This is a genomic window from Micromonospora sp. NPDC049836 (assembly GCF_044465125.1).
Classification (GTDB): Bacteria; Actinomycetota; Actinomycetes; order Mycobacteriales; family Micromonosporaceae; genus Micromonospora.
Window position 1 is genome coordinate 27,575 of the sequence record NZ_JBITLH010000013.1, and the last position, 11,881, is coordinate 39,455.

An 11,881-nucleotide genomic window follows, 5' to 3' on the forward strand; every position below is an offset into this window, starting at 1 on the left:
AAGCAGCAGGTCGGCGGTCAAGAGAGCCGACCCGCGGTCAGGCCCTACGGAGCCAGAACCGCAGCCCGCTCGTCTCGTCCGTGAAGGTCCGCGCACCCGCCCAGGTCGGCTCGCCGGCGGCGTACTCCGTGGCCAGCACCTCGTCGGCGACCAGGTCGCGGTGCTCGCTCAGGGCGAGTGCGGTGTCCTCGTCGCCGGCCACGAAGCGCAGCTCGATGCGGTCGGTCACCTCGAACCCGCTGGCCTTGCGGGCCTCCTGGATCTGGCGGATCGCGTCCCGGGCCAGGCCGGCCCGGCGCAGCTCCGGGGTCAGCCGCAGATCCAGCGCCACGGTCGCGCCGGCGTCCGAGGCCACGGCCCAGCCCTCGCGCGGCGTCTCGGTGCTGACGACCTCGTCGGGGCCGAGCGTTACCGGTTCCCCGTCGACCTCGAGGGTCGCCCGTCCCGCCGTGCGCAGGGCCGTCGTGAGCGCGGCGGCGTCGGCCGCCGCGATCGCCCTGGCGACCTGCTGCACGTTCTTGCCGAACCGCTTGCCGAGGGTACGGAAGTTGGCCTTGGCCGTGGTGTCCACGAACGAACCGGCGACCGGGGCGAGCCCGCCGACGTTCAGCTCCGCGGCGATCTCCGCGAGCAGGTCCGCCGGCAGGTCGGCGAAGCCGGCCGCCGAGACCAGGGCCCGGGAGAGCGGCTGGCGCACCTTCATCCCCGACTCGGCTCGCGCCGCCCGGCCCAGTTCGACCAACTGCCGGGCGACCACCATCTGGGCGGACAACGCGGGGTCGCGCAACGACTCGTCGACAGCCGGGAACGCCGCCAGGTGCACCGACTGCGGCGCCCGCGGGTCGACGGCCACGATCAGGTCCTGCCAGACGCGCTCGGTGATGAACGGGGTGATCGGCGCCATCAGCAACGTCACGGTGCGCAGTGCTTCGTGCAGGGTGGCCAGGGCGGCCGGATCGCCGCGCCAGAACCGCCGCCGGCTGCGCCGCACGTACCAGTTCGACAGGTCGTCGACGAACCCGGCGAGCAGCTTGCCGGTCTCGTGCGTGTCGAACGCCGCCATCGCCGCGTCGACCTTGCCGACCAGGTCGGTCAGCTCGGACAACACCCAGCGGTCGAGCACCGGCCGGTCGGCCGGCGCCGGGTCCGCCGCCGACGGCGACCAGCCCGCGGTACGGCCGTAGAGCGCCTGGAAGGCGACGGTGTTCCAGTACGTCAGCAGCGTCTTGCGGACGACCTCCTGGAGCGTGGCGTGCCCGACCCGGCGGGCCGACCACGGCGAGCCGACGGCCGCCATGAACCAGCGCACCGCGTCCGCGCCGTGGGTGTCCATCAGCGGGATCGGCTCAAGGATGTTGCCGAGGTGCTTGGACATCTTGCGGCCGTCCTCGGCGAGGATGTGACCCAGGCAGACCACGTTCTCGTACGGGGAGCGGTCGAACACGAGCGTGCCGACGGCCATCAGGGTGTAGAACCAGCCCCGGGTCTGGTCGATCGCCTCGGAGATGAACTGCGCCGGGAAGCGCCGCTCGAACAGCTCCCGGTTCCGGTAGGGGTACCCGAACTGGGCGAACGGCATCGAGCCGGAGTCGTACCAGGCGTCGATGACCTCGGGAACCCGGTGGGCGGTCAACGCGCACGAGGGGCAGGCGAACGACACGTCGTCGATGAACGGCCGGTGCGGATCCAGCGCCGACAGGTCGCGGCCGGCCAGGTCGCCGAGCTCGGCCAGCGAGCCGACGCAGGTCAGGTGGCCGTCGGGGCAGCGCCAGATGGGCAGCGGCGTCCCCCAGTAGCGGTTGCGGGACAGCGCCCAGTCGACGTTGTTGCTCAGCCAGTCACCGTACCGGCCGTGCTTGACCGTCTCCGGCTGCCAGGTGGTCTTCTCGTTCTCGCGCAGCAGCGCGTCCCGGACCGCGGTGGTCCGCACGTACCAGGACGGCTGCGCGTAGTAGATGAGCGCGGTGTGGCAGCGCCAGCAGTGCGGATACTGATGTTCGTACGGCGCGTGGCGGAAGAGCAGGCCGGCCTTGGTCAGTTCCTCGACGAGCGGCTCGTTCGCGGCCCGGAAGAACAGGCCGCCGACCAGCGGTACGTCCGGCTCGAAGGTGCCGTCCCGACGGACCGGGTTCACCATCGGCAACCCGTACGCCCGGCAGCTGGCCAGGTCGTCCGCGCCGAACGCGGGGGACTGGTGGACCAGGCCGGTGCCGCTGTCCGTGGTGACGTAGGAGGCCAGGATGACGATGTGCGCGTCCGGCACCTCGACCAGGTCGAACGGTGGCCGGTAGGTCCAGCGCTCCAGCTCCTTGCCGGTGAACGACTCGCCGGTGGTGGTCCAGCCCGCGCCCAGCACCGATGCCATCAGCGGTTCGGCGATCACCACCTGCTCGTCACCGTCGGTGGCCACCACGTAGCTGACCGCGGGGTTGACCGCGACGGCGGTGTTCGACACCAGCGTCCACGGCGTCGTGGTCCAGACCAGCAGCGACGCGCGGCCGGCGAGCGGGCCGGAGGTGAGCGGGAACCGGACGTAGACGGCGGGGTCGACGTCCGTCTCGTAGCCCTGGGCCAGCTCGTGGTCGGAGAGGGTGGTCTGGTCCCGCGGGCACCAGGGGGCGACCCGGAAGTCCTCGACGAGCAGGCCCTTGTCGAAGATCTGTTGCAGCGACCACCAGACGGACTCGATGTAGTCCCGGTCCATCGTCCGGTACGCGTCCCGCATGTCGACCCAGTAGCCCATGCGCTCGGTCAGTTCGGCGAACGCGTCGGTGTGCCGGGTCACCGACTCCCGGCACCTCGCGTTGAACTCGGCGATGCCGTACTCCTCGATGTCCTGCCTGCCGCTGAACCCGAGTTCCTTCTCCACGGCCAGCTCCACCGGCAGGCCGTGGCAGTCCCAGCCGGCCTTGCGGGCGACGTGGTAGCCCTTCATCGTCCGGTAGCGCGGGAAGGCGTCCTTGAAGACGCGCGCCTCGATGTGGTGGGCGCCGGGCATGCCGTTCGCGGTCGGGGGCCCCTCGTAGAACACCCACTCCGGCCGGCCCCGGGACTGCTCCAGGCTGCGCGCGAAGATGTCGTTCGCCCGCCAGAAGCGCAGGATCTCGTGATCGAGCGCGGGCAGGTCGACCTGAGCCGCCACTGAGCGGTACATGGATCCTCCGTCGGACATCGGAACTGCCGCCAACGGAGGGACGAGGCGCCAGACCCCGCGGTACCACCCTCCTTGGCCGCGACGCGCCGTCCCGGCCCACTCGAGGTGCTGCGGTCGGTTCTACTCGGCCTCGGCGGCCTTTCCTCCGACGGCTCCGGGGTGATCTTCCCGCTGCGCACACCCCCGGGCTTCCACCATCCCCGGGTCGCTCCTGGCTGCGTGCGGCGGTACTCGTCCCCATCCACGCCTTGCGCCGGGAATGCTACCGGAGGGGGGAGCGTCGCCCGCAACGCGTTTCCCGCCATCGCCAGGAACGCCTTGGTGGTACGTCAGGCCAGACCCAGCCGGTGCAGGGCGACAGCCACGAACCCGCGCACCGACCGGTCCCAGCCGGGTACGGCGGCATCGAAGTCCGAGGTGCGGGCGTCGGTGAGGACGTCGAGAGCGCGGTCGGGCAGTTGGTCACCGAGCCGGTATGCCAGGCCGACCGCCGCCGTGACCCGGACGACCGCGGCGTACGCGGACAGCAGCTCGCGGAGGCCGGCGTCGATCCGCTCGAGGCCGGCCGGCCAGTGGGCCAGGGTCAGGTTGGCGCTGGCCCGGGGGGCGGCGTGGGCCTCGTCGGCCGGAACGTCGATGAGCCCGGTCAACGCGGCCTCGTCGGGCGGGAACCAGGCGAGCAGCTCGGCGGCGTATCCGGCCAGCCGCGGGTCCGGATCGGTGAGCCAGCGGACGTACCGGTCGGTGTGCCGGGCCCCGGCGTGGAAGGCGTCGGCCTCCCACCGGACCGCCACGTGGTCAGCCAGGTCCGCGGCCTCCTCGTGCTCGTACAGGTCCTCGGCCTCCAGATGCTGCTCCACCAGCGCCGCCTGTTCGTCGGTGATCCCCTCGCCGGCGGCGAAGGTCCGCCGCGGATCGAACGGCAGCTCGTCGTCGCGCCGGTCGCCGAGCACCACCGACCGGAGCAGGTCGGCCACCGCCGCCCGGTCCGGGGTGGCCGGGTCGTCGGCGAGCGCAACCAGGAACGGCACCACGTGGCAACTCGCCCCCCACCGGGTGCCCTGGTGGTAGACGTTGCCGAACAGCTCGGACAGGGCACGGCGCCGGACCGGCACCTCCGCCGAGCGCAACGCGCGTAACTGGTCCGGTACGTCGACGGCCGGGCCGTAGGCGTGGTGCAGTGACCCCCACGGGACCTCGTCGACTCCGGCCAGTGGGTCCGTCTGTTGCCGCATGGGGTGGTTCTACCACCTGCGCTGTCAACCGGCCCCGACGGACCGCGCCGCGCTGAGCCGGCCCTCGTTCCCGCTGCGGTCCAGGCCGGACACGCAGTAGGACAGCGGGTGATCGCGGGGAGCCGTACGGTCGGTCCAGGCGGCCGACCGGGTCGTGCCGACGAGCCGAGCGGTGTCACCGTCCACCCGGTACACGGCGAAGCTCGTCGCACCGTCCCCGCGCCAGCTCAGCTCCACGCCGCCGTCGGCGCGCCGAGTGCCGGTGAGCGTGGGAGCGTCCGGCGGGGCCGCCGGCAGCTGGGCCATCGGGGGCGGCAGCGCCGGTTCGGCGTAGTGCGCCCGGCGGTACCGGGTGACCGCGCCGAGCTTGTCGGCGCGTACCTGCCGGGCGCTGAAGTGCACGCTTCCGCTCACCCCGTAGCGCCGGTTGAGGGCGAGCTGGCGGTCCAGCTCGGCCGGGTCGCGCCACGCGCCGCGCTCGCCCACCCGGTAGTCGGCCTGGCCGATCCAGAGCTGCACGCCGGTGCCCTTGACCGTCGCCGCCCACCAGGGCAGTAGCTTCGCGTAGTCGGCCCGGTCGAAGCCGATGTGCCAGTAGAGCTGCGGCACGATGTAGTCCAGCCACCGCTGGCGTACCCAGAGCCGGGTGTCGGCGTAGATGTCGTCGTAGCTCTGCAGGCCGCGGCTGGCCGAGCCGGCCCTGTCGGTGCGCTGGTTGCGCCAGATGCCGAACGGGCTGATGCCGAACTTCACCCACGGCTTCATCGCCTTGATCCGTTCGCTCATCTCCCGGACCAGCGTGTTGACGTTGTCCCGGCGCCAGGCGTGCCGGTCGGTGAACCGCTGGCCGTACCGGGCGAACGCCGCGCCGTCCGGGAAGTCCTGCCCCTGCTCCGGGTACGGGTAGAAGAAGTCGTCGAAGTGCACCCCGTCGACGTCGTACCGCTGGACCGCCTCCAGCATCGCGTCCTCGACGAACCGGCGGGCCTCCGGCACACCCGGGTTGAAGTAGAGGCGGCTGCCGGGCCGGTCGGCGCTGGGATAGGTGACCACCCAGTCGGGATGCCGGCGCAGCGGATGGTTCGGCGCGAGCTGGTCGAGCCGGGGGCCGGGGCCGCCGACCGTGGCGGGCTGCCCGCCCCGGTACGGGTTGAACCAGGCGTGGAACTCCAGGTTGCGGGCGTGCGCCTCGGCGACCATGAACGCCATCGGGTCCCAGCCCGGGTCGCGGCCGTCCCGGCGGCCGGTCAGCCACTCCGACCAGGGCGCGTACGCCGACGGCCAGAGCGCGTCTCCGCTCGGCCGCACGTGCACGAACACCGCGTTGTGGTGCTGCCGCACCGCCAGGTCCAGCCAGCCGCGGAACTCCGCCCGCGCCTGTTCCGCCGGCAGCCCGCGCCGGCTCGGCCAGTCGATGTTGTTCACCGTCGTGATCCACATCCCGCGTACCTCGCGGGTCGCCCGGGCCGGCCGGCCGGCGCAGTCGGTGCCACCGGCGGCGAGGGCGGCCGCGTCACCGGACGCGGACGGCCCGCCATCGCGGGCGACCCGACCCCGCACCGACCAGGCGCCGACCCCGGCCACCAAGGCGAGCACCGCGACCACGGCGAGCCACGCCCGGACGCGGCGACGGCGGACGGACTGGACGGGCGGATCGACGGCGGACATCGCCCTAGTCTGCCCAGTACGGTCGGTCCGGGCCCAACCGGTCCTGGGTGACGGCGGCGTCGGGGGAGCAGCGCGGCACGAGCCAGCATCGGGCAGACGTGCCGGGAGCGCTGACCGCAGCGCACCGACTCGACCGGGAAGGCCCTCAGCCGACGGATCCGGTGCCCGGTGCCGCGAGGTCGCGCATGACCGCTTCCGGGAGGGACGGATTGGCTGCCGCCGCAGCGGCGACGTAGGTGTCGGCGTCGGCGAGCAGCTGGATGATCGTTTGTGCCGGCAGCGCGGGATGGCTCGCGGCGATCCGGCGTGCCCGCTCGTCCGCCAGGCAGGCAACGAGCGCCTCGGCCGGCGCGTTCGGGTGTGCGGCGATGTGGCGCAGCGCCCTCCGCACCGGTGGGGCCTGCCGGGCGAGCTGCGTCAGCAGGTCCGGGGGACAGGCCGGATTGCCGGCGACCCTCGCGGCGATCCGTGGACCGTGCGCCGCCACCATCGTCCGTAGCTGGGCTCCGCTCAAGGCCGGGTTCGACGCGACAGCGCTGAGCACCTTCGCGTCGTGGTCATCGGCGAGCTGATCGATGATCTGGCGGGGCAGGTCAGGTCGCGCGGCGAGGAGCATCCGCACGGCCGGGACCGGCGAAGCAGCGAGGTCGCCGATCTCGGCGGGTGTGGCCGCGGCGATGCGCGGCAGCAGGGTGGGGCCGATCTTCGCCGACGTGGCCAGCGCGACGAGGACATCGAGCGGCACGGCCGGGTGGTGCGCCAGGCGGCGGCGTACGTCGTAGGTGGTGTCGTCGGCCATGGCTCGGATGAGCGCCTCGTCGACGGCGGGGTTCGCGGCGACGTCGCCACGGATGCCCGGTGTCGGATCCTGGGCGAGGGCTCGGTAGGCGTCCTGCGGCAGGTCGGTGCGGACGGCGAGCCGCCAGCGCACATGCGTCGACGGATGAGCGGCGAACCGGCGGACGGTCCCGGCCGGGGTGCGGGGATTGAGGGTGAGCGCGTAGTCCAGGTCGTCCAGCGCGTCCCGGTGCGTGCCGTCGCAGCGCCACTGCTCGGCCAGCCAATGACCGGAGCCGTCGCAGGCCGGGCACAGCTCCGCGGCCGGTACGTGCCGCTCGGCCAACGCGACGAGCAGGTGGCGCGGCGCGTGCTCGTTACCGGCCAACGCCCGACGTACGCTCAGATGCCGGTGGGTCGCGAGCCGCGCCGCCACGGTGTCGCTGATCCTCGGCGAGCCGGCGGCCTCGGCCACCACCTCCAGGTCCGGGTCGTCGGCGAGGGCGGCAACGACGGCCGGCGGCAGATGCGCGGTGGCGGCGAGAGCGGCCCGGACGGCCGGGTCCGGGCTGGCCGCGAGTCGCCATGCCCAGTCCTCGGGGATCGCGGCGAGGTCCGCCATCGCGATCACGATCGGTGGGTCGACGTGGTCGACCTCGCCCGGCGACACCAGCCCGCGCGACAGCAGCCGAATCACCACCTCCGGCTCACCGCGGTGCGCCAGGAGGCGGAGCTGGTCTGCGCCGAGATCGTCACGCTCGGCCAGCTCCCGGCGCACCGCGGCGTCGTCCAGCGCGGCCAGCTGGGCGACGAGGGCGGCGGGCAGGGCGGGGTTACCCGCCAGGCCGCGGCGCAACTCCCGCAGTCTCTCCTCGCCGGCCGGCGTGCCCGCCGGAGGTGACCGCATCATGCCGGCCGCTGCCCTGCCGTCCGGCCGGCCGGACCGCCGACCAGCGGCTCACCCGCCGGTAGCGGCGGACGTCGGTACGCCGCGACCGATCGACCCCGCGCCACGTGCGCCGCGCCACGGGCATGGGCGCCCCGGCGGACCCGAACACGGTGCACGACGAGCATGGCGACCAGGATGGCGGACAGCGCCGGGCGGCGCCACCACGTTCCGACCCGCCGCCGAACCAGGAAGGGGCCACGGGGTCGGCCAGACCCCTTTCGCTGCCTCCAATCTCCGGTGCGGGTGCGGCGGTGGTCTCCGTAGCGTGTCGCGGCATCGGCGTCGCAGATCCTGACCACCCACAACCTGGGTGCTCGGCCCGGGCTGACGTCCGGCGCCGCGAAAGGCGTGCGCCGTCCGTCGGTCGCTTCGCCGCGCGTGCTTTCCCGGCCGCGCGAGCGGGTAGGGGACGCAGAGGCCGACGGAGAGAGGTACGACGACCATGACGGACACCTCGACGCAGCAGCAGACGGGTGAGCCGCCCGCGCCGCCGGTGCCCCGGACCGCCGTGCTGGCCCGCCGATCGGTGCTGCTGCTCTTCGTCATCATGGGCCTGGCCATCGGCGGCTGGTCCGCCCGCGTACCGGAGGTCCGAGACGCGGTCGGCGTCGGCAACACCGGTTGGGGGCTGGCCAACATCGCCACCAACGCGGGGGAACTGGTCTCCCTGGTCGTGGTCGCGGTGCTGATCAGCCGGATCAACACCCGCCGGTTGGCGCTGGCCGGCGCGGCGCTGATCCTGGTCAACGCGCCGCTGTTGGCCGCGTCCAGCACCATGGTGGCGTTGGTCGCCGGGCTCGCCGTGTGGGGCTTCGCCGCCAACCTGCTGGCCACCCCGATGAACGCCCAGTCGGTCGAGGTGCAGCAGCGCTACGGGCGGCCGATCTTGTCCACGTTTCACGCCGGGTTCAGCATCGGCATGCTGGTCGGCGGCCTGTGCGGCACCGGCGCCGCCGCGCTCGGGCTGTCCCCGTCGGCGCAGATGGCGATCACCAGTGTCCTGCTGGGAGCAATGCTGGTCGGCACCCACCGCTGGCTGCCCGACACGCCCCGACAGGACACCGGGGACGGCGCGGCCCGCCGGCGGCTGCGGGACCGGTTCACCCCACAACTGCTGCTGCTTGCGGTGATCGCGTTCCTCGCCTCGTTCGTCGAGATGGCCGGCGCGCAGTGGAGCGCGCTGTACGCGACCGAGGTCGCCGGCGCCGCCGCGGTGGTGGCCGCCGCCACCTACACCTGCCTGTCGCTGGCCGCCACCGTCGCCCGGCTGGTCGGCGACCGGCTGGCCGGCAGGGTCGGGCGGATCCGCTTCGTCCGGCTCTCCGCGCTGGTCGCCACCGCGGGCGTGGCGCTGCCGGTGGCGTACCCCCATCCCGCCGCGGTCATGGCCGGCTTCGGGCTGCTCGGATTCGGCCTGGCCTGCGTGACGCCGACGGTGCTCGGCTTCGCCGGCGAGCAGCCCGGCCTGACCGCCGGCGAGGGAGTCTCCGTGGTGGCGATGGGCCAGTGGCCCGGCGCGCTGCTCGCGGCGCCGGTGATCGGCCTGCTCGCCGGCGCGCTGGACCTGCGTACCGCGTTCGTGGTGGTGGCGGTGCTGGCGCTGGCGATCGTGGCGCTGATCGGCCGGGTCCGGGCGGCGGCGCTGCCCGGCGAGGCGCCGCAACCCTAGGACCCGGGCGGCTCCGGCAGCCGTTCCATCCGGGTCCAACCCGACCAGCCACGCTCGCGCATCAGCGCCCGCAGCCGCTCCGTGCGCGGGTCCTGCTCGGTGGCCAGCGAGTCCAGCAGGTCCGGCAGGTCGTCCAGCGCCTCCTCCTCGCCGACCACGTCCCCCGAGCGGTACGCCTGCTCGGCCAGGGCGGCCATGATGTCGGCCGCCTCCACCAGCAGGTCGTCCTGGGCGGTGTCGCTGTCGAAGATCTCGGACAGCACCTGGTAGAGCCGGACCACGTGCGGGTCGTCGAGCTGCGCGAGCTTCGCCGGCATCCACTCGACGACGCGATCGGGCCGGCGAGCCGCGACCAGGATCCACCCGTCCCGCTCGGCGGCCACCATCCGCTTCGACGCCCCGATCTCCCGGAGCCGGTCGAGGTACGCGGCCACCTCCGGGGGCAGCGCCAGGCCGTCCCCGGCGGTGAGCCGCGCGATCTGCTCGCGGCTGGCCTGCAGCCGCTGGATGTCGTCGCGCAGGCGTCGGTCGATCCGCCGCACCGCCTCGGCGAAGGTCGCCGCGTCGGCGTCGAGCATCTCGCTGATCTGCGACAGCGGCACGCCGGCGTCGGCGAGGGTGCGGATCCTGATGAGGGACACGACCGCCGTCGCGCCGTAGCGCCGGTAGCCCGAGGAGTCCCGTTCCGGCTCGGGCAGCAGCCCGATCTGGTGGTAGTGCCGCACCGCGCGCACGGTGACCCCGGCGTACGAGGCCAGTTGCCCGATCGTCAGCATGCGGTAGATCCTGCCCTCACTCGTCCGGTCCGGTCAGGAGATCCTGCGCCGGTAGGCGAGGACGGCGAGCGTGTAGCCGACGACCAGGATGCCGGCGCACCAGGCCAGGGCGGTCCAGATGTCGGTGCCGACCGGCTGCTGGGCGAAAAGGGCCCGGATCCCGTTGACGATGGCGGTCACCGGCTGGTGCTCGGCGAACGCGCGCACCGGGCCCGGCATGGAGTCGGTGGGCACGAAGGCCGAACTGACGAACGGCAGGAAGATCAGCGGGTAACCGAAGGCGCTCGCGCCGTCGAGGGACTTCGCGGTCAGCCCAGGGATCACGGCGAGCCAGGTCAGCGCCAGGATGAACAGCACCATCATGCCGGCCACCGCGAGCCACCCCAGCACGCTCGCCCCGGTGCGGAAACCCATGACGAGGGCGACGCCGACGACGACCACGAGCGAGATCAGGTTGGCGACCAGCGAGGTCACCACGTGCGCCCACAGCACGGCGGACCGGGCGATCGGCATGGACTGGAAGCGTTCGAAGATGCCGCCCTGGATGTCCAGGAAGAGCCGGTAGGCGGTGTAGGAGATGCCGGACGCGACCGTCATGATCAGGATTCCGGGCAGCAGGTAGTTCACGTACGAGTCGGAGCCGGTCTGGATCGCGCCGCCGAAGACGTAGACGAAGAGCAGCAGGAAGGCGATCGGCATGATCGCGGTCGTGATGATGGTGTCCGGGCTGCGGACGATGTGCCGCAGCGATCGGCCCAGCAGGGCGGCGGTGTCGCCGAAGAAGTGCGTGCTCATCGGTTTTCCTTCTCGGTCCGGGCGCCGACGACGCTGAGGAAGACGTCCTCGAGGGTCGGCTGCTTCTCGACGTACTCGACCCGGGCGGGCGGGAGGAGCTGCTTGAGTTCCGCGAGGGTGCCGTTGACGATGATCCGGCCCTGGTGGAGGACGGCGATCCGGTCGGCGAGCTGCTCCGCCTCGTCCAGGTGCTGCGTGGTGAGCAGCACCGTCGTCCCGCCCGCGGTGAGTTCCCGGACGGCCCGCCACACCTCGAGGCGGCCCTCCGGGTCCAGCCCGGTCGTCGGTTCGTCGAGGAAGATGACCGGCGGATCGCCGATGAGGCTCATCGCGATGTCGAGGCGGCGGCGCATGCCACCGGAGTACGTGGCGACCCGCCGGCCGCCCGCCTCGGTCAGCGTGAAGCGCGCCAGCAGCTCGTCGGCGATCCGGCCCGGGTCGCTGAGGTGCCGGAGCCGGGCGACCAGGACGAGGTTCTCCCGCCCGGTGAGGATGTTGTCGACCGCCGCGAACTGGCCGGTGAGACTGATCGACCGGCGGACGTCGTTGCCCTGGGAGGCGACGTCGAACCCGGCGACCCGGGCGGTGCCCGCGTCGGCCTTCAGCAGCGTGGACAGGATCCTCACCAGGGTGGTCTTGCCCGCCCCGTTCGAGCCGAGCAGGGCGAAGATGCTGCCCCGCGCGACGTCGATGTCCACGCCGCGCAGCACCTGCAGATCCTGGAACGACTTCTCCAGGCCGCGTACCTGGATGGCCGGCTCGTGGGCCGGACGTGTGGCCGGAATGCTCATGTCAACCAGCATGGAGGGTTGACGCAGCGTCAAGGTCAAGCCGCGGCGCGGCCCGGATTCGGCGGGT

General features: G+C 73.0%; 8 protein-coding genes. 1 reads left to right on the forward strand and 7 read right to left on the reverse strand.

The window, feature by feature from the left end:
• Positions 1–37: 37 nt before the first annotated feature.
• From ileS to ACIBPB_RS27765, 4 genes are all read right to left on the reverse strand, one after another.
• On the reverse strand, positions 38–3,154 hold the full coding sequence (gene ileS, locus ACIBPB_RS27750) for an isoleucine--tRNA ligase (protein ID WP_396842384.1): 3,117 nt from the start codon (positions 3,152–3,154) through the stop codon (positions 38–40).
• 329 nt (positions 3,155–3,483) lie between these two features.
• Positions 3,484–4,389 (reverse strand): hypothetical protein, encoded by a 906-nt coding sequence (locus tag ACIBPB_RS27755; RefSeq protein WP_396842385.1) that lies wholly within the window; start codon positions 4,387–4,389, stop codon positions 3,484–3,486.
• 24 nt (positions 4,390–4,413) lie between these two features.
• The gene (locus ACIBPB_RS27760; protein WP_396842386.1) at positions 4,414–6,057 is read right to left on the reverse strand and encodes a glycoside hydrolase family 10 protein; all 1,644 of its coding nucleotides are present in this window, start codon (positions 6,055–6,057) and stop codon (positions 4,414–4,416) included.
• A 145-nt stretch (positions 6,058–6,202) separates the two neighbouring features.
• Complete coding sequence (locus tag ACIBPB_RS27765; RefSeq protein ID WP_396842387.1) at positions 6,203–7,744, reverse strand: hypothetical protein; 1,542 nt, start codon at positions 7,742–7,744, stop codon at positions 6,203–6,205.
• A gap of 481 nt (positions 7,745–8,225) precedes the next feature.
• Here ACIBPB_RS27765 and ACIBPB_RS27770 point away from each other — a divergent pair, with 481 nt between their 5' ends.
• Complete coding sequence (locus ACIBPB_RS27770) at positions 8,226–9,452, forward strand: MFS transporter (protein WP_396842388.1); 1,227 nt, start codon at positions 8,226–8,228, stop codon at positions 9,450–9,452.
• Here the strand turns inward: ACIBPB_RS27770 and ACIBPB_RS27775 are convergent.
• From ACIBPB_RS27775 to ACIBPB_RS27785, 3 genes are read right to left on the reverse strand one after another with little or no spacing between them, the layout of a single operon-like run.
• A complete protein-coding gene (locus ACIBPB_RS27775) occupies positions 9,449–10,228 on the reverse strand; it encodes a MerR family transcriptional regulator (RefSeq protein ID WP_396842389.1) in 780 nt (259 codons plus the stop codon). The genes ACIBPB_RS27770 and ACIBPB_RS27775 overlap by 4 nt on opposite strands.
• A gap of 33 nt (positions 10,229–10,261) precedes the next feature.
• Positions 10,262–11,023 carry an ABC transporter permease gene (locus ACIBPB_RS27780; RefSeq protein ID WP_396842390.1) on the reverse strand — a complete coding sequence of 254 codons (762 nt, stop codon included), beginning with the start codon at positions 11,021–11,023 and terminating at the stop codon, positions 10,262–10,264.
• Positions 11,020–11,814, reverse strand: coding sequence for an ABC transporter ATP-binding protein (locus ACIBPB_RS27785; protein ID WP_396842391.1), 795 nt, complete (start codon positions 11,812–11,814; stop codon positions 11,020–11,022). Before ACIBPB_RS27785 ends, ACIBPB_RS27780 begins: the two co-directional genes overlap by 4 nt.
• Positions 11,815–11,881: the final 67 nt, after the last annotated feature.